Source organism: Bradyrhizobium sediminis (assembly GCF_018736085.1).
GTDB lineage: Bacteria > Pseudomonadota > Alphaproteobacteria > Rhizobiales > Xanthobacteraceae > Bradyrhizobium > Bradyrhizobium sediminis.
Map to the genome: position 1 here is coordinate 1,590,962 of NZ_CP076134.1, position 16,632 is coordinate 1,607,593.

Annotated in this window: 16 protein-coding genes and 1 other RNA gene; 9 read left to right on the forward strand and 8 right to left on the reverse strand. The window is 63.6% G+C overall.

The window, feature by feature from the left end; all coding sequences use genetic code 11:
• Positions 1 to 54 precede the first annotated feature (54 nt).
• Both feoB and KMZ29_RS07565 read right to left on the reverse strand, forming a co-directional pair.
• Complete coding sequence (feoB, locus tag KMZ29_RS07560) at positions 55 to 1,929, reverse strand: ferrous iron transporter B (protein ID WP_215623130.1); 1,875 nt, start codon at positions 1,927 to 1,929, stop codon at positions 55 to 57.
• A 20-nt stretch (positions 1,930 to 1,949) separates the two neighbouring features.
• Positions 1,950 to 2,237, reverse strand: a complete 288-nt coding sequence (locus KMZ29_RS07565; protein WP_215623131.1) for a FeoA family protein — start codon at positions 2,235 to 2,237, stop codon at positions 1,950 to 1,952.
• A 266-nt stretch (positions 2,238 to 2,503) separates the two neighbouring features.
• Here KMZ29_RS07565 and KMZ29_RS07570 point away from each other — a divergent pair, with 266 nt between their 5' ends.
• Complete coding sequence (locus KMZ29_RS07570) at positions 2,504 to 3,112, forward strand: tetratricopeptide repeat protein (RefSeq protein ID WP_215623132.1); 609 nt, start codon at positions 2,504 to 2,506, stop codon at positions 3,110 to 3,112.
• A 79-nt stretch (positions 3,113 to 3,191) separates the two neighbouring features.
• Here KMZ29_RS07570 and KMZ29_RS07575 read toward each other — a convergent pair whose 3' ends face one another.
• On the reverse strand, positions 3,192 to 4,202 hold the full coding sequence (locus KMZ29_RS07575; RefSeq protein WP_215623133.1) for a tocopherol cyclase family protein: 1,011 nt from the start codon (positions 4,200 to 4,202) through the stop codon (positions 3,192 to 3,194).
• A 319-nt stretch (positions 4,203 to 4,521) separates the two neighbouring features.
• On the opposite strand from KMZ29_RS07575, the gene KMZ29_RS07580 reads away from it, so the two are divergent.
• From KMZ29_RS07580 to KMZ29_RS07590, 3 genes are read left to right on the forward strand one after another with little or no spacing between them, the layout of a single operon-like run.
• The gene (locus tag KMZ29_RS07580) at positions 4,522 to 6,417 is read left to right on the forward strand and encodes a DUF3604 domain-containing protein (protein ID WP_369810119.1); all 1,896 of its coding nucleotides are present in this window, start codon (positions 4,522 to 4,524) and stop codon (positions 6,415 to 6,417) included.
• On the forward strand, positions 6,417 to 7,271 hold the full coding sequence (locus tag KMZ29_RS07585) for a peptidyl-prolyl cis-trans isomerase (RefSeq protein WP_215623135.1): 855 nt from the start codon (positions 6,417 to 6,419) through the stop codon (positions 7,269 to 7,271). Before KMZ29_RS07580 ends, KMZ29_RS07585 begins: the two co-directional genes overlap by 1 nt.
• 2 nt (positions 7,272 to 7,273) lie before the next feature.
• Positions 7,274 to 8,275 (forward strand): HupE/UreJ family protein, encoded by a 1,002-nt coding sequence (locus KMZ29_RS07590; RefSeq protein ID WP_215623136.1) that lies wholly within the window; start codon positions 7,274 to 7,276, stop codon positions 8,273 to 8,275.
• Positions 8,276 to 8,289: 14 nt separating this feature from the next.
• On the opposite strand, the gene KMZ29_RS07595 is transcribed toward KMZ29_RS07590, so the two are convergent.
• The 5 genes from KMZ29_RS07595 to ssrA all read right to left on the reverse strand — a co-directional run bounded on the left by KMZ29_RS07595 (position 8,290) and on the right by ssrA (position 11,574).
• Complete coding sequence (locus KMZ29_RS07595; RefSeq protein ID WP_215623137.1) at positions 8,290 to 8,559, reverse strand: ribbon-helix-helix domain-containing protein; 270 nt, start codon at positions 8,557 to 8,559, stop codon at positions 8,290 to 8,292.
• Positions 8,556 to 8,744 carry a DUF4169 family protein gene (locus tag KMZ29_RS07600; protein WP_215623138.1) on the reverse strand — a complete coding sequence of 63 codons (189 nt, stop codon included), beginning with the start codon at positions 8,742 to 8,744 and terminating at the stop codon, positions 8,556 to 8,558. The genes KMZ29_RS07595 and KMZ29_RS07600 overlap by 4 nt, the downstream gene beginning before the upstream one ends.
• Before the next feature lie 273 nt (positions 8,745 to 9,017).
• Positions 9,018 to 10,436, reverse strand: coding sequence for a class II fumarate hydratase (gene fumC / locus KMZ29_RS07605; RefSeq protein ID WP_215623139.1), 1,419 nt, complete (start codon positions 10,434 to 10,436; stop codon positions 9,018 to 9,020).
• 109 nt (positions 10,437 to 10,545) lie between these two features.
• The gene (locus KMZ29_RS07610) at positions 10,546 to 11,055 is read right to left on the reverse strand and encodes an SspB family protein (protein WP_215623140.1); all 510 of its coding nucleotides are present in this window, start codon (positions 11,053 to 11,055) and stop codon (positions 10,546 to 10,548) included.
• A 160-nt stretch (positions 11,056 to 11,215) separates the two neighbouring features.
• Positions 11,216 to 11,574, reverse strand: a transfer-messenger RNA (tmRNA) gene (gene ssrA, locus KMZ29_RS07615).
• Between the two features lie 325 nt (positions 11,575 to 11,899).
• Between ssrA and KMZ29_RS07620 the strand changes: the two genes are divergently transcribed.
• The 5 genes from KMZ29_RS07620 (at position 11,900) to KMZ29_RS07640 (ending at position 16,566) form a co-directional block, all read left to right on the forward strand.
• Positions 11,900 to 12,400, forward strand: a complete 501-nt coding sequence (locus KMZ29_RS07620) for a tripartite tricarboxylate transporter TctB family protein (protein WP_215605440.1) — start codon at positions 11,900 to 11,902, stop codon at positions 12,398 to 12,400.
• A 7-nt stretch (positions 12,401 to 12,407) separates the two neighbouring features.
• Positions 12,408 to 13,973 (forward strand): tripartite tricarboxylate transporter permease, encoded by a 1,566-nt coding sequence (locus KMZ29_RS07625; RefSeq protein WP_215605441.1) that lies wholly within the window; start codon positions 12,408 to 12,410, stop codon positions 13,971 to 13,973.
• Positions 13,974 to 14,085: 112 nt separating this feature from the next.
• Positions 14,086 to 15,072, forward strand: coding sequence for a tripartite tricarboxylate transporter substrate binding protein BugD (locus tag KMZ29_RS07630; protein ID WP_215623141.1), 987 nt, complete (start codon positions 14,086 to 14,088; stop codon positions 15,070 to 15,072).
• A 172-nt stretch (positions 15,073 to 15,244) separates the two neighbouring features.
• Positions 15,245 to 16,039 (forward strand): thymidylate synthase, encoded by a 795-nt coding sequence (locus KMZ29_RS07635; protein WP_215623142.1) that lies wholly within the window; start codon positions 15,245 to 15,247, stop codon positions 16,037 to 16,039.
• 74 nt (positions 16,040 to 16,113) lie between these two features.
• Positions 16,114 to 16,566: a dihydrofolate reductase gene (locus KMZ29_RS07640; RefSeq protein WP_249779929.1), complete on the forward strand. Its 453-nt coding sequence runs from the start codon at positions 16,114 to 16,116 to the stop codon at positions 16,564 to 16,566.
• The last annotated feature ends 66 nt before the right edge of the window (positions 16,567 to 16,632 follow it).

Here is a 16,632-nt window from a genome sequence, read left to right on the forward strand (position 1 = left end):
GTTGTTTTCGCGATTTTTTGGTGAGGCGGCTGCGCCGCGTCCGGGCCGCCGCAACTAGCCGGCTCCGAGCGCGACCGCGATGTTGTAGGTCGCAAAACTCGCCGCGTAGGCCAGCACCAACATATAGGCGAAGGTGATCGCCATCCATTTCCAGCTTCCGGTCTCGCGGCGGATCACCGCTAGCGTGGAGGCGCATTGCGGCGCGAAGATGTACCAGGCCAACAGCGACAGCGCGGTGGCGAGACTCCATTTCGTCGCCAGCAACTGGCCGATCTGCTCGGCGGCTTCCTTGCCGCCCTCGATGGCATAGACGGTACCGAGTGCTGCGACCGCGACTTCGCGCGCCGCCATGCCCGGGATCAGCGCGACAGCGATCTGCCAGTTGAAGCCGACCGGGGCCAGCAGGGGTTCGATTGCCTTGCCGATGACAGCGGCGAGGCTGTAGTTGATGGCGGGATCGGCAGCGCCGGCCGGCGGCTGCGGGAACGACGCCAGGAACCAGATCAGCACCATCATCGAGAAGATCGTGGTGCCGGCGCGCTGCAAGAACATCTTCGCCCGTGTGTAGATGCCGATCGCGATGCTGCGCGGGCGCGGCATCTTGTAATCCGGCAATTCCAGCATGAATGGCGCCGGGGCGTAGTCGCGCAGCATGAAGAACTTGATCAGGAACGACATGCCGAGCGCGCTGGAGATGCCGGTCGCGTAGAGGCCGAACATCACCAGCCCCTGCAGATTGACAAAGCCCCAGATCTGCTTTGCCGGGATGAAGGCCGAGATGATCAGCGTGTAGACCGGGATCCGCGCCGAACAGGTCATCAGCGGCGCGATCAGGATGGTGGTCAGCCGGTCGCGGCGGTTGTCGATCACCCGTGTCGCCATGATGCCGGGGATCGCGCAGGCGAAACTCGACAGCAGCGGAATGAAGGCGCGGCCGTGCAGGCCGGCGCCGCCCATGATGCGGTCCATCAGGAACGCCGCGCGCGCCATGTAGCCGAAATCTTCCAGCAGCAGGATGAACAGGAAGATGGTGATGATCTGCGGCAGGAACACGACGACGCTGCCGACGCCGGAGATCACGCCGTTCTGCAGGAAGCTTTGCAGGAGGCCGGCGGGCAGGGTGTCATGAACCAGCTGCCCGAGTGCCGCGAAAGCCGAACTCAGGAGCTCCATCAGCGGCTGCGCCCATGCGAACACCGCCTGGAACATCACGAACAGGATCAGGGCCAGGATCAAAAGCCCCGCCACCGGGTGCAGCACCAATGCGTCGATCCGCGCGGTCCAGGTGTCGGGCCTCGCTGGCAGGCTGATGGTTTCGGCGATGATGCGGTCGGCCTCGCGCTGGGTGGCGCGCAATTGCGCCACCGTGAGCGGTTGCCAGAGATTGGGCTGCAGCGGGTGTGGCGTTTGCGCGGCGATGATCTCGTCGGTCCGGCGCAACAGCTCGGCGGTGCCGCCCTTGCGCACGGCGATCGAGGTCACGACCGGAACGCCGAGCGCCTCCGACAGCCGCGGCACGTCCACGGTGACGCCGCGGCGGGTGGCGATGTCGAACATGTTGAGCACCAGCATCAGCGGCCGGCCGGTGCTCTTGAGCTCGAGCACGAGGCGGATCGTTAGCCGCAGATTGGTGGAATCGGCCACGCAGAGCACGAGGTCGGGCAGCACCTCGCCGGCGGTGCGGCCGAGCACGACGTCGCGGGTGATCTCTTCGTCGGGGCTGCGGCCGCGCAGCGAATAGGTGCCGGGCAAATCGACCAGCGACACCTGACGGCCTGTTGGCGTGACGAACGAGCCTTGCTTGCGTTCGACCGTGACGCCCGGATAGTTCGCCACCTTCTGGCGGCTGCCGGTGAGAGCATTGAACAACGAGGTCTTGCCGCTGTTCGGCGTGCCCACCAGGGCCAGATGCAGCAGCGGAGCTTCCATGAATTCAAGATCCGGTCGCGTCAGGCGACAATAATGGCCATGGCCTCGCGCCGGCGCACTGCGATCGTGACGTTTTCGACGCGAACCGCGATAGGATCGCGGCCGACGATGCCTTCGTGCAGGACCTCGACCTTGGCGCCTTCGACGAAGCCGAGTTCAATCAGCCGGCTCTCCAGCTCATGGGCCGACAGCGCCGAGCCGGAATCTCCGGCGGCGAGCTGCTGGATCACGCCCGAATAGCCGCGCTTGACCAGCCCCAAGGGCATTCCAGGGGCCGAATGCGGACGCCCGCCGTTCCGTTGAGTCATGGTTTCTTATTTCCAACCAGCGGCGGGCCGGTCAAGGCAGGCGGTCGAAATGCGGCGGCACCTTAGAGCGATTATAAGCAATTCGCGCACCTTCCCGGGTTCTGCAACACTTTCAGATCAACTCCTTAAACGCTTGAAAGCCGGACCCGTATTGATCCAGCGCAATCCTTTTCCGGCAGTGAATCTTCCGGGGAATGCCGCGCCAAAAGCGGGGTTTACACCTCCGGCTGGAGAAATCGCTCACAATGCAGCACCAGGAGGCTCGCATGAACAGCTCCGCGACAAGGTTGATAACACTGGCTATGTTTCTGACGGCGCTGGTCGCGGCTGCCCCGGTCATCCCGGCGTTGGCCGCCGGGGGAGGCGGTGGTGGTGGCGGCAGCGATCCCTATGGCTCTTCCTATCCTTCGACGACCCCGCCCTCGGCGGGTACCAAGGCCACCGGCACTACCCACAAGGGCAAAAAGAAGACCGACAAGCAGTCCTCCCTGTTCGACAACCCCGCCTTTGCTCAGGGGTACCGCGCGGCCTATGCGACGATCTACGATCGCCACGACTATACCGGCGCCATCGAGCAGCTGAAAGCGCTCGGTCACGACGACCTCGCCAGCGTCGCCAACCTGATCGGCTATTCCTATCGCAAGCTCGGCGACTACAAGCTCTCGCAAGTCTGGTACGAGCGCGCGCTGAAAGCCGACCCGAACCACGTGCTGACCTGGCAATATTACGGCCTCTGGCAGATCGAGCAGGGCAACCGCGACCAGGCGCAATATCATCTGAGCCGGATCGCCGCGATCTGCGGCACTGGCTGCGACGAGTACCGGTCGCTGGCCGCGGCGCTGGAAAAACCGCCCGGCACCGGCCTCGTCTACTGAAATTTGCGGACGCCATTCGGCGGGCGCGCTCCCAGTGGGAGGCGCCCGCGGCTGGCGCGTATTCGGCTAAAGCGCGCCTTCATGCCGACATCTCTACGCCGTGTGTCTCGTCATCGGTAAGGATTTCGAACGCCGCGCGGTTCTTCGTCTCCAGCACCTCTGTCGTACCGGCGCGCCTGTCCGTGAGACGCAGCGTACAGCGGGCAATCTTGCTGTTGAGGCAGTGTTTCACGCCACCCGGCGGATTGTAGTAGCGCAATCCCACGAACGCCTCCCGCGGCGCCGATATCGTGGCTGCGATCTCGGCATCCCGGTTTCGCGACGCAAACTGCCACGAAAAATATCCGAACTTTCCTCTGGCCCGGATCGCCTGCCCCAATCCCGTGAACGCGTATTCCCTTTGCTTGTGGCGAAGCACCATGGGCGTGATCGGCGGCGTCCAGAACGGCCCGAGCCGAAGCCGCGCGGTCGCCACCTCCAGAAAGCTGTCGGGCTGGTTGTCGAACCCGGCGACCTGGCCCCACGCATAGAGATCGGTGTGACGAGATCCCCAATTGTGGTTTTGGCTGCCGACCCAGTCGGCGATCTCGATCTGCTTTCCGTCGACGGTCAGCACGCCGCTGAAGCGCGCCATCGGCAGGCTGACGACGCTCTTGGCGGCGGGAAAGCGGCGTTCGTAAAACGCCAGAGGCAGCAGGAGAGCCGGCGGCGAATCTCCTTCGAATTTCAGGTTCCAGGCCAGGCTGTGTTGTGTGCCTTCGATGGCTCCCTCGAGCCGGTTCGGAAGCAGCGTCGCCTTGCCGACCCGCACGCGAAACGACGAGGCATCGAAATCGCAGTCGGCGAGCCGGTATTCCTGCTTGGCGACCGCGTGGCGATTTAGTTCGGCATCGAAAAAAATCGCCCAGATTTCGCCGATCGCGTCATCCGGGCGTCCCTTCGGGCTGAAGATCGTGTAGCGAATCCAGAAGGCCTGCGCGCGATGCGGGTGGTTCGCGCGTACGAAGAAACTCTCGTAGTGACCCTCGGGTTGGCCGCGATAGCGCGTGAAGTTCACACCTCGCGAAAATGTCTCCAGCCGGTCCTGCATGTTGGTCCCACGGTCATTGATCTGCCCAATGCGATCAACTCGAAACTCATGATTACGCGGCTTGATACGCCGCGGCTAGCCTCCGGCCAAATCCGTTTTATTGATCCGCATCAATGGCGCGTGACGGCTTACGGGTGAAATAAATAGTTATTGCGGTGCAAGGCCGGCGGACCGATTGTCTCACGCCCATCGAATTGCTTGCGCATCGCGGGGCGGGGAGATTTGATTACTGGGCAACGAGAACGAGGGAGACCCGACCATGAAACGGAAGCTCGCATTTGCCGTTCTCAGCCTGACACTGGGCTCGACCGCTCCGCTGATGGCTCAAGGCCAATCCGCTGTCGGTACGCTCGATGATGCCGGCAAGATGGATAAGGCGACGGCCGAGAGGGTTTTCCCTTCCAAGCCGATCTACTCGCCCTACGCGGGTCGCAAATTCCCCACCCGTCCGCTGTTCGGCGATACGCATTTGCATACGGCGGCCTCGTTCGATGCCGGCGCGTTCGGCGCCAGGCTCGGCGCCCGCGACGCCTATCGTTTTGCCCGCGGCGAAGAAGTGACGGCGTCGAGCGGACAGCCGGCAAAGCTGTCGAGGCCGCTGGATTTTCTGGTGGTCGCCGACCATTCCGACAATATGGGGGTGTTTCCCGATCTCTTCGCCGGCAAACCGGAAATCCTGGCCGACCCGACCGGAAGGAAATGGTATCAGATGATCATGGGCGGCAAGGGCGCCGACGCCGCCCTCGAAATGATCATGTCCTTCAGCGCCGGGACCTTTCCGAAGCCGTTGACCTACGCGCCGGATACCCGCGCCTACAAGGCGGCGTGGCAGGACAATGTCGCGGCGGCCGAGCAATACAACGAACCCGGCCGGTTCACCGCCCTGATCGGTTACGAATGGACCTCGAACACCGGCGGCAACAACCTGCATCGCAACGTGATCTTCCGCGACAACGGCGACCGGGCCAATCAGATCGTGCCGTTCACGACGATGGCTCCGCTCGGCAGCGACAACCCGCGCGACCTCTGGAAATGGATGGCGGCTTACGAGCAGAAGACCGGCGGCAGCGCGCTCGCCATCGCGCACAACGGCAACCTCAGCAACGGCCGGATGTTTCCGATCATCGAATCCTTCACCGGAAAGCCGGTCGACAAGGAATACGCCGAACAGCGGGCCAAGTGGGAGCGGCTCTACGAAGCCACCCAGACCAAGGGCGACGGCGAGGCTCATCCGGTGCTTTCGCCGAACGACGAGTTCGCCAACTTCGAGCGCTGGGACTTCGGCAATCTGGACGCCAGCGTCGCGAAGACCAAGGACATGCTGGAGTTCGAATATGCCCGTTCGGGGCTGAAGAACGGCCTGAAGCTCGAGCAACAACTCGGCACCAACCCGTACAAGTTCGGCATGGTCGGTAGCTCCGATGCCCACACCGGCCTCGCGGCCATGGAAGAAGACAATTTCTTCGGCAAGACGACACCGCAGGAGCCCAGCCCGGAGCGCCTGACCGCGACGTTCGTGGAAAATCCCAAGACTGGCATCAAGGTCATGGACTGGCAGGTCAGTTCGTCCGGCTATGCGGCCGTGTGGGCTACCGAAAACACGCGTGAATCCATCTGGGACGCGATGCAGCGCCGGGAGACCTACGCCACCACAGGTTCGCGGATGGCCGTTCGATTCTTCGGCGGCTGGGACTTTGACAAGGCTGATGCCCAGACCCGCAGCCCGGCCATGGCGGGCTATGCCAAGGGCGTGCCGATGGGCGGCGATCTCAGCCGCGCGCCCGCGGGGAAGGCTCCGAGCTTTCTGGTCGCCGCGCTGAAGGATCCGCTCGGCGGCAATCTCGACCGCATCCAGGTCGTGAAAGGCTGGATGGATGCCAAGGGTGAATTGCAGGAGAAGGTCTACGACGTCGTCTGGAGCGGCGACCGCAAGCCCAGCGCCGACGGCAAGCTTCCCTCCGTGGGCAATACCGTTGACGTCGCCAATGCGATCTGGACCAACGCCATCGGCGCGCCGGAATTGATCGCGGTCTGGAGCGATCCGAACTTCAATGCCGCCGAGCGCGCCTTCTACTACGTCCGCGTTCTCGAAATTCCCACGCCGCGATGGACGGCCTATGACGCCAAGCGCTTTGGCTCGAAGCCGTTGCCAAATACCCAGATGACGGTGACCGAGCGCGCCTACACCTCGCCGATCTGGTACACACCGGGATGATGAAGCGGCTTCTCAGGGAACCGCTGCTGCATTTTCTGTTGCTGGGGGCCGTGCTGTTCGCGGCTCACGGCATTCTGTCGCGGGGGAGCATCAGCGAGCCGGGCAGGATCGTGGTCACGCAGGGCCAGATCGAGAGCATGGCCCTGCTGTATGCGCGCACCTGGCAGCGGGCGCCTACGGAAGCGGAGTTGCTGGGGCTCATCCGCAATCATGTGCGCGAGGAGGTACTGTACCGCGAAGGCCTCGCGCTGGGCCTCGATCGCGACGATCCGATCATCCGGCGGCGCGTCGGCCAAAAACTGGAGTTCATCAGCGAAAATGCCGAAGCCGCCGAGCCAAGCGACGGAGACCTGCAGGCCTATCTCGATTTGCACCCCGCAGTGTTCGCTGCCGAACCCAGGTTCACCTTCCGCCACATCTATCTCGACCCGAGGCGGCACGAAAAGACGCTTGCGGCCGACGCCGGGCGAATGCTGAACGAGCTGAATAGCCGGGGAAGCAGTCTCGATGCGTCAAGCCTGGGCGATCCCACCACGCTTCCGCTCGACTTCGACAAGGCCGCGGCGAGCCGCGTCAAGAATACGCTGGGCATTCAGTTTGCGAAGGCACTTGCCGGGATTGCACCGGGGCCGTGGACCGGTCCGGTCGAGTCCGGCTACGGGATGCATCTGGTGCAGGTCAGCGAGCGCACGGAGCCGCGCGTTCCGGCCCTTGCGGAAGCGCGCGAGGCCGTCAAACGGGAGTGGCAGCTCGCCCGTCGCATCGCGGCGAGCGAGAAGTCTTACCAGAACCTGTTGCAGCGCTATACCGTGACCATCGAGCGGCCGGGATTGGCGCGAGAAGAGAGGCCGTGAGCATGCGCCATCTCCTTCGGGGCATCATCGGTCTCTGCGTCCTGCTCGGCGCCTTCACCACGGACGCCGATGAATTCCGGCCGGGCTACCTCGAACTGCGCCAGCGGGACGCGGAAACTTATGACGTGTTCTGGAAAGTCCCGGCGCAAGGCGAGAATCTGCGGCTCGGCATTTACGTCGTGTTTCCCGCCGACGCCGTCAATCTGTCGGAGCCACGCGGCGCATTCCATGCCGGAGCCTACTCCGAACGCTGGCGGCTGAAGCGTCCCGGTGGCCTCGTCGGCCAGACGGTTCGCATCGACGGGCTTCCATCGGGGGTTACCGACGTGTTGGTGCGCGTGGAACGGTTCGACGGGACCGCGCAGGTGACGCGTCTTTTGCCATCCAACCCGGCTTTCGTCGTCGAGGCTTCCGCCGGGGCGTGGGAAGTGGCGCGGACTTACCTCGTGCTCGGCGTGCAGCACATCCTGCTCGGGGTCGATCATCTGCTTTTCGTGCTGGCGTTGTTGCTGGTCGTCAAAGGCGCCGGGCGCGTGGTTGCGACCGTTACGGCCTTCACCGTCGCGCACAGCATCACGCTCGCTGCGGCGACGCTGGGTGTGGTCCGCGTGCCGGGTCCGCCGGTGGAAGCGGTGATTGCGCTTTCGATCGTTTTCGTCGCCGCGGAAATCGTTCACGACGCGCGGGGCAGGCCGGGCCTGACGGCGCGCTGGCCATGGGTGGTGGCGTTTACGTTCGGATTGCTTCACGGCTTTGGTTTCGCCGGCGCCCTGAGCGAAATCGGCTTGCCGCAGAACGCCATCCCGCTGGCGCTGTTCTTCTTCAATGTCGGCGTCGAACTGGGGCAACTGCTCTTCGTCGGCGCCTTCGCGCTCGGCGCGCTGCTGGTCGCGCGCACGCACATCGTCTGGCCGCGCTGGACTGAAGTAGCGCCGGCCTATGCCATCGGCAGCATTGCGATGTTCTGGGCGCTGCAGCGCGCCGCGGCGCTCGGCGGCAGCTAAAACGCCGGCGTCGCCTAGCCCTGCGGCTTATGCTCCGACGCGGCAGCAGTGGCGCTGGCAGCGGCGGCGGCGCGGGTCCGGAAATAGTCGAGCACGAACAGGCGAATGGCCGACGACAGGTTGCCCTGCTGGCGGTTGGAGTCGATCTCGCCGACCAGTTCGGACAGCGTCATGTCGCGCAGGCCCGAGATTTCCTTCATGCCGTTCCAGAATGCCTCTTCGAGGCTGACGCTGGTCTTGTGGCCGGCGACCACGATCGAGCGCTTTACGACCGGCGATTTCATGGCGCGTCCTCACCGTCGATGCGATGCTGATCCAGCAGATCCTTGGCACGGCTGCTGCGCTGTTCGTCCAGAACGCGTTCGGATTTGGTTCGGCCGAACCGCGTCCGGTTGGCGTCGGCCTGCTTCGCCGACGCTTCGCGCTCGGCGCGCTTCTTGAATCGCTTCAGGTTGACCACGTCCCCCATGCCTGCCTCCATCATCCAAATACTGAAGGACAAGAGAAATAGTAGCGAGGGCGTAAGTGGCTTTGCGCCTCAGCCGGCTCGGTCGTCATCCCAGGAAATCCCCGTTAGTACTCTCTGATAGCACTAAAAATATGTTTCGCTCTGCGAAAACCAAATATTGCAGTGCTCTACCATGAGCCAGATCAACGAGATAGCCGATTGGTCTCAGTCTTTAGGTGTTATCTTCTATAATTATATCGTCGCCCCGTAATTTCACGGGGGTTGCTGCGGTGGTCAGCCGGGGTGTGTCATTTTGTCCGGCTGCACCAGCCGGTCGAATTCGGCTTCCGAAACCAACCCCAGCCGCACCGCCTCTTCTCTGAGCGTGGTTCCGCGGCCGTGGGCCGACTTCGCGACCTTGGCCGCATTGTCGTAGCCGATTTTCGGCGCCAGCGCGGTGACCAGCATCAGCGAGCGTTCCATCAAATCCCGGATGCGCTTTTCGTCGGCGCGGATTCCCTCGATGCAGTTGACGGTGAAGGAGCGCGCGACGTCGGCCAGCAATTGAACGGACTGCATCATGCAATGGGCCATGACCGGCTTGTAGACGTTCAGCTCGAAATGGCCCTGGCTGCCGGCGATGGTGATGGCGGTGTGGTTCCCGAACACCTGACAGCACACCATGGTCATCGCTTCGCACTGCGTCGGGTTGACCTTGCCCGGCATGATCGACGAGCCCGGTTCGTTTTCAGGCAGGATCAATTCGCCGAGGCCGGAGCGCGGACCCGATCCCAAGAGGCGGATGTCGTTGGCGATCTTGAACAGCGCGGTCGCCACCGAATTGATCGCGCCGTGCACGAATACGTAAGCGTCGTTGGCAGCCAGCGCCTCGAACTTGTTGGCGGCGCTGGTGAACGGCAATCCTGTAATCTTGGCGACCTGCCGTGCGAACAGCCTCGCGAATTTCGGTTTCGAGTTGAGGCCGGTGCCGACCGCGGTGCCGCCTTGCGCCAGCGGATAAAGATCCTTCACAACCACGCGCAGCCGCGCGATGCCGCTCGCGACCTGCGCCGCATAGCCGGAGAATTCCTGGCCCAGCGTCAGCGGCGTGGCGTCCTGGGTGTGCGTCCTTCCGATCTTGACGATGCGGGCGAACGCCTTTTCCTTTTTCTGCAGCGCACGATGCAACTCGCCCAGCGCGGGGATGAGATCGGCTGTGATGCGCTGCGCGGCGGCGATATGCATGGCGGTCGGGAACGAGTCGTTCGACGACTGGCTCATGTTGACGTGGTCGTTGGGATGAACCGGCTTTTTGGCGCCGAGCTCGCCGCCCAACAGTTCGTTGGCGCGATTGGCGATCACCTCATTGAGGTTCATGTTGGTCTGGGTGCCGGAGCCGGTCTGCCAGACCACCAGCGGAAAATGATCGTCGAGCTTGCCGTCGATCACCTCGCGCGCGGCGCGCGCAATGGCACCGGCGCGGCGCGCATCGATCAGCCCGAGTTCACGGTTGGTTTCGGCCGAGGCCAGTTTGACCATGCCGAGTGCGCGAACAATGGCCATCGGCATCCGGTCCTGGCCGATGCGAAAGTTCTGCCGGGAGCGCTCGGTCTGCGCGCCCCAATAGCGGTCGGCTGGAACTTCGATCGGACCGAAGCTGTCGCTCTCGCTGCGGGTGGATTTCGTTCGCGATGGAGATGTCGATCGAGCCATGAATGACGTCCGTTGCGCGAGGTCGCGGCTATCGGAACCGGCGCACGGCCTGCTCCGCGCGACGGCGGCATCTTCATTTTACACGGCCGCAGGATTTCCTGCGCGCCGATTATTTCTTGCGGAAGCGATCGAGCCGCACCACTTCGGCGCCCTCGCTCGGCTTGGCCGGCTCGTCCTTGGTTTCGGCGGCAGGCGCCGCAACCGGCAGCCCGGAGGGGGCGGCAACAGCCGGCAGGTTCGCCGTCGGCGCCTCGGCCGCAGCGTCCGCCGGCTCGAACTGCAGGCCGAACTGCACCGACGGGTCGAAGAAGCTCTTGATCGCGTTGAACGGAACCACCAGCCGCTCGGGAATTCCGCCGAACGACAGCCCGACCTCGAAACGGTCTTCGGTCACCACCAGGTCCCAGAACTGGTGCTGAAGGATGACGGTCATTTCTTCCGGATATTGCGCGAGCAGCCGCGGCGACAGCTTCACGCCTTCGGCGGTGGACAGGAAGGTGATGAAGAAATGGTGTTCCCCGGGCAGGCCGTGCTCGGCGGCGTCGGCCAGCACGCGGCGCAGCACGCCGCGCAGCGCGTCGCGCGCCAGCACGTCGTATCGGATGTGATCGGTCGCCATGGTCTGTCCTGTCGCGTTTAAAATGCTGCCGGCGGATCGACGCACGGCAGTGCCCCGACTCGCCTGTTCCGGCCATGCTACCCCGGCAGCGGGCCGAGGTCAGCAGGCGTTGCCGTCGCCGGCGGGAATTCCGGGCTCGCGTTTCAGGCAAATCGAATGAAGTGGAGGCTTCTGTTGCCAGGTGCCTCCGAACCCCGCCTGGCGGAGCTTAACCCACTAGGACTTTAGACTTGGTTTTTCAAACCGCTTAAGCGGCCTGAGCAACCGGAGCATAGTTGTCGTTTGCAACTATTGCATAGCCCGATAACGGCGGAACCATACCGGGAAAAAACACGTCCTTTACGCCCTCGTCGATCCTGTTTCGCCCCCGCCGAAACCCGCGTTCTGGCACGGCGGGCTTGGGTGGAGGCGCCGGGTACTGCCCCCGGGTCCGAATGGTTTATTGCGACGGCAATTTATTTCCATAGCCGGCGAACCGGCACCTCCAATATAGGGGGCAAATCTCCGGAAAAACAGAGCCGGAATGCCGCATTTGGACCGGGAACCCGCCCTCGCTGGCCCGGCGGAGCCGCCGTTCCGAATCTCGGACCTGCCCTTGGATCGACGTGATCGCGATATCGCGGATGTCGCCGGGGGCCGGATTTGCCGTTCGTAACCTGATCGGCTTCCGTTGCCGCCGCGGTGCTGGCCTTTGCCAACCGCCTCAATCCGCTCTAGATGCTGCGGGCCGGGGGCGGGGTTTTGCTGGCGTTACCTGACGAAAATCGGTAGGCAGGATCGCCGGACCGGTATGACAGCCATCCAAACAGAATGGGCGCGAAGCCCTGTGCGGGGAGAGAGTGCGATGAGTGATACGCCGAGCCATGGGCCGGTCAAATACATCATGCCGAAATGGATACGCGGCCCGCAGGATTTCGTCGGCGGCCTGGCGCTGATTGCAATCGCAGTATTCGCCTTGTGGGCATCGAGCGATCTTCAGGGCATGCGTGGATTTTCGTTCGGAGCCGGAACCGCGCCCCGGATGTTCGGGTTTCTGTTGCTCGGCCTCGGCATCGCGGTGATGATTGTCGGTCTCGTGAGCGATGGCGAGCATATTACGACCTATGCCTGGCGAGGCCCGCTGTTCGTATCGCTGGCCATTCTTTCCTTTGCGATCAACATTCGTCCTCTGGGCCTGGTGGTTTCGGCCTTTGCGAGCTTCATCATTTCAGCGTTCGGCACCCCGGAAACCAAGTGGAAGGAGACCATCATCGTCGGCATTTGCCTGACGACCTTCTGCAGCCTGTTGTTTCCCTACGCGCTCGGTCTGCCTTTGCAGATGTGGCCGAAATTTCTGATCCGGTGAGGGTGTGATGGGAGACGTCTTTTCAAATCTTGGTCTCGGCTTCGGCGTCGTATTCCAGTTGGTGCAATGGACCCCCGCCTTTCTCGGCGGCATGTCGATTCCCATTCCCGTCAACATCCTGCTGTGCCTGATTGGTGCGCTGGTCGGCACACTGGTCGGGGTGCTGCCGGGCATCGGCACCATTGCCACGGTCGCCATGCTGTTGCCGATCACCTTCGGTCTGCCGCCGGTCGGCGCGCTGATCATGCTCGCCGGCATCTACTACGGCGCCCAGTATGGCGGCTCGACGACCTCGATCCTGGTCAACATTCCGGGCGAGGCGGGCTCCGTGGTGACCGCGCTCGACGGGTTCCAGATGGCCAAGCAGGGCCGGGCAGGTCCGGCGCTCGCGATCGCCGCGATTGGCTCGTTCTTCGCGGGCTGCGTCGCTACCGTGTTGATCGCGGTGCTCGGCGCGCCGCTGACCAAGCTCGCGCTGGCGTTCGGGCCCGCCGAATATTTCTCGCTGATGGTGCTCGGCCTGATCTTCGCCGTGGTGCTCGCCAAGGGATCGGTGCTGAAGGCGATCGCGATGATCGTGTTCGGCCTGCTGCTGTCGATGGTCGGGTCCGACATCGAGACCGGCGCGTCGCGGATGTCCTTCAACATCCCCGAACTCGCGGACGGCCTCGGCTTTGCCACCGTCGCGATGGGTCTGTTCGGCTTCGCCGAGATCATCCGCAATCTCGATGCCGGCGGCGAAAGCGACCGCGAACTGGTGCAGCAGAAGGTCACGGGCCTGATGCCGACCAGGAAAGACATGACGGATTCCGCGCCGGCGATCCTGCGCGGCACGGTGCTGGGATCGATCCTCGGCATTCTGCCGGGCGGCGGCGCGGTCATCGCCTCGTTCGCGGCCTATACCATGGAAAAGAAGCTGTCCAAGAATCCGTCGCGGTTCGGCCGCGGCGCGATCGAGGGCGTGGCGGCGCCGGAAAGCGCCAACAATGCGGCTGCCCAGACCTCGTTCATTCCGCTCTTGACGCTCGGCATTCCCCCCAATGCGGTGATGGCGCTGATGGTCGGCGCCATGACCATCCACGGTATCGTGCCGGGACCGCAAGTGATGCAGAAGCAGCCCGAACTCGTCTGGGGCATGATCGCCTCGATGTGGGTCGGCAACCTGATGCTGCTGATCATCAACCTGCCGCTGGTCGGGATCTGGGTGCGGTTGTTGCGGGTGCCGTATCGCCTGATGTTCCCGTCGATCGTGATCTTCTGTGCGATCGGCATCTATTCGGTGAACAACGCGCCGATGGACGTGGTGCTGGCCGGCATATTCGGGCTGCTCGGCTATTGGCTGATCAAGCACGATTTCGAGCCGGCGCCGTTGCTGCTCGGCATGGTGCTCGGACCCCTGATGGAAGAGAACCTGCGCCGGGCGCTATTGATCTCGCGCGGCGACTGGACGGTGTTTGCTACCCGTCCGCTCTCGGCGGTGCTGATGGCGATCGCTGCGTTCCTGCTGGTGCTGGCGGTACTGCCGTCGCTGCGCAAGAAGCGCGACGAGGTGTTCGTGGAGTCCGAGAGCTGACATGCGTCGGAGCATCCCGAAGTCCAATCGACTTCGGGATGCCGGGTGGCTTAGTGTAAGTGTCGGCCGGCCTGCGCCGGTATCACAGTAGCGGCATTTTTGGAGCACCCTGATGAACTGGTATGGTCGCCTGCTGGCAAGCGGTGGACTGATTGCGCTTGCCGGCGTCAGTGCGCTTCCCGCGCCGGCCCAGGCACAAGCCTACCCGACGCGTTCCATCACCATGATCGTGCCGTTCGCGGCCGGCGGGCCGACCGATGTCATCTCGCGCATCGTTACCGGTCATATGGCGCAGACGCTGGGCCAGAGCATCATCATCGAGAACGTGGTCGGGGCCGGCGGCACCACCGCGACCACCCGCGCCGCGCGCGCCGCTAACGACGGATATACCTTGATCACCGGGCATATGGGCACCCACGCCGCATCGGTGCCGCTGTATCCCAAGCTCGCCTATCATCCGCAAAAGGATTTCGAGCCGGTCGCGCTGCTGGCCGGGACCCCGATCCTGATCCTGGCGCGCAAGGATTTCCCGCCCAAGGATCTCAAGGATTTCGTCACCTACGTGAAAGCCAATGTCGAAAAGGTCAATGCGGCGCATGCCGGCATAGGCTCGGTCTCGCACGTGTCGTGCCAGCTTCTGAACTCGGTCCTCGACATCAAGCCGGTCGGCGTTCCCTTCAACGGCACCGGTCCCGCGATGAATGCGCTGGTCGGCGGTCAGGTCGATTATATGTGCGACCAGATCGTCAACGCCGTGCCGCAGATCAAGGGCGGCACCATCAAGGCCTATGCGGTGGCAACGCCTGCGCGCAATCCGTCCTTGCCCGACGTTCCGACCACCACGGAGGCCGGCCTGCCGGCCTTCCAGGCCCAGGCCTGGAACGCGATCTTCGCGCCGAAGGGAACTCCGCCGGAGGTGATCGCCAAGCTCAACGCGGCGGCGGTCAAGGCGCTCGACGATGAAAACGTCCGCAAGCGCCTGCTCGATCTCGGCAGCGTGATCCCGGCGACGGCCGAACGCACGCCGGAAGCGCTGGCGGCGCTGGTGAAGAGCGAAATCGCCAAGTGGACGCCGGTTCTCAAGCCCGCAACCAACTGATTGCTCTCGGCGAAGCCGTTTTGAGGGCAGGGACGGAGCGTCCCTGTTCCCCTTGCCTTAAGCCGGCCAAATCCTCATTTTTCCGGGTATAATCCAGCCGTTCTGCCGAGTCGGCGCTGTCGATCGGCCGGACCGCCCGCTAAGACTTGGGCTCCCCGGGGGCCGCAATGCCATGAACCAGTACCACGACCTGCTCGAACGGATTCTCTCTGACGGCGCGGAGAAGCACGACCGCACCGGCACCGGTACGTTGTCGATCTTCGGCCATCAGATGCGCTTCAACCTGGCCGCCGGCTTCCCGATGCTGACCACCAAGAAGTTGCCGCTGAAATCGATCGTGCACGAGCTGCTGTGGTTCCTCAAAGGCGACACCAACATCAAATACCTCAAGGACAACGGCGTTTCGATCTGGGACGAGTGGGCCGACGCCAATGGCGATCTCGGCCCGGTCTATGGGTCGCAGTGGCGATCGTGGCCGGCGCCGGACGGACGCCGCATCGACCAGATCTCCAACGTCATCGACATGATCCGGCGCAATCCGGATTCACGGCGCCTGATCGTCAGCGCCTGGAATCCGGCCGATGTCGACAAGATGGCGCTGCCGCCCTGTCATTGCCTGTTTCAGTTCTACGTCGCCAACGGCAAATTGTCGTGCCAGCTCTATCAGCGCTCCGCCGACGTGTTTCTCGGCGTGCCCTTCAACATCGCTTCCTATGCGCTGCTGACGATGATGGTCGCGCAGGTAACTGGCCTGAAGCTCGGCGACTTCGTTCACAGTTTCGGCGACGTTCATCTTTATTCGAACCATCTCGATCAGGCCCGGCTGCAACTGACGCGCCAGACGCGGCCGCTGCCCACGATGAAGATCAATCCCGACGTAAAGGACATCTTCGCCTTCCGCTATGAGGATTTTGTGCTCGAAGGCTACGACCCGCACCCGCATATCAAGGCCGAGGTCGCGGTGTGACCGCGACGACCCGTCCGGAAGTCGTCTTCATCGTCGCGGTCGCCGAGAATGGCGTGATCGGCGCGCATGGCGCGATGCCATGGCGGCTGAAGTCCGACATGCAGCGCTTCAAGGCGATGACGATGGGCAGGCCGGTGGTGATGGGCCGCAAGACCTTCGTCTCGTTGCGCAGGCCGCTGCCCGGACGGACCAACATCGTCGTTACGCGCGACGCCGGCTTTCGCGCCGAAGGCGCGGTGGTGACGACGTCGTTCGCCGCCGCCCGCGCGGTCGCGACCGGTGACGCGCTGCGGCGTTTAGCCACTGAGATCGCCGTGATCGGCGGCGCCGAAATCTACGCGCAATGGATGACGTGCGCCGACCGTCTGGAAATTACCGAAGTCCATGCCCGGCCCGAAGGCGATACGCACTTTCCCGCCATCGATCCGGCCGTTTGGGAAGAGGTCGCGCGCGTGCGGCATACGGCCGGACCGGACGACAGCGCCGACACCTCCTATGTGACATATCGCCGGCGAAAGCCGCATTAACTCCATTCGGCAATGTTTGCATTGACAATTACCGGCCCGGGCATAGCTCCTTCGAGCCAACAAGCC

Excerpts from the sequence above, each read along its gene's own strand:
- KMZ29_RS07625 (WP_215605441.1), top strand. The coding sequence starts at position 12,408 with ATGGGAGACGTCTTTTCAAATCTTGGTCTCGGCTTCGGCGTCGTATTC.
- KMZ29_RS07595 (WP_215623137.1), bottom strand. The coding sequence starts at position 8,559 with ATGAAATCGCCGGTCGTAAAGCGCTCGATCGTGGTCGCCGGCCACAAG.
- fumC (WP_215623139.1), bottom strand. The coding sequence starts at position 10,436 with ATGGCTCGATCGACATCTCCATCGCGAACGAAATCCACCCGCAGCGAG.
- KMZ29_RS07635 (WP_215623142.1), top strand. The coding sequence starts at position 15,245 with ATGAACCAGTACCACGACCTGCTCGAACGGATTCTCTCTGACGGCGCG.
- KMZ29_RS07580 (WP_369810119.1), top strand. The coding sequence starts at position 4,522 with ATGGCTCAAGGCCAATCCGCTGTCGGTACGCTCGATGATGCCGGCAAG.
- KMZ29_RS07585 (WP_215623135.1), top strand. The coding sequence starts at position 6,417 with ATGAAGCGGCTTCTCAGGGAACCGCTGCTGCATTTTCTGTTGCTGGGG.
- KMZ29_RS07630 (WP_215623141.1), top strand. The coding sequence starts at position 14,086 with ATGAACTGGTATGGTCGCCTGCTGGCAAGCGGTGGACTGATTGCGCTT.
- feoB (WP_215623130.1), bottom strand. The coding sequence starts at position 1,929 with ATGGAAGCTCCGCTGCTGCATCTGGCCCTGGTGGGCACGCCGAACAGC.
- KMZ29_RS07600 (WP_215623138.1), bottom strand. The coding sequence starts at position 8,744 with ATGGGGGACGTGGTCAACCTGAAGCGATTCAAGAAGCGCGCCGAGCGC.
- KMZ29_RS07565 (WP_215623131.1), bottom strand. The coding sequence starts at position 2,237 with ATGACTCAACGGAACGGCGGGCGTCCGCATTCGGCCCCTGGAATGCCC.
- KMZ29_RS07640 (WP_249779929.1), top strand. The coding sequence starts at position 16,114 with ATGCCATGGCGGCTGAAGTCCGACATGCAGCGCTTCAAGGCGATGACG.
- KMZ29_RS07570 (WP_215623132.1), top strand. The coding sequence starts at position 2,504 with ATGAACAGCTCCGCGACAAGGTTGATAACACTGGCTATGTTTCTGACG.
- KMZ29_RS07620 (WP_215605440.1), top strand. The coding sequence starts at position 11,900 with ATGAGTGATACGCCGAGCCATGGGCCGGTCAAATACATCATGCCGAAA.
- KMZ29_RS07590 (WP_215623136.1), top strand. The coding sequence starts at position 7,274 with ATGCGCCATCTCCTTCGGGGCATCATCGGTCTCTGCGTCCTGCTCGGC.
- KMZ29_RS07575 (WP_215623133.1), bottom strand. The coding sequence starts at position 4,202 with ATGCAGGACCGGCTGGAGACATTTTCGCGAGGTGTGAACTTCACGCGC.
- KMZ29_RS07610 (WP_215623140.1), bottom strand. The coding sequence starts at position 11,055 with ATGGCGACCGATCACATCCGATACGACGTGCTGGCGCGCGACGCGCTG.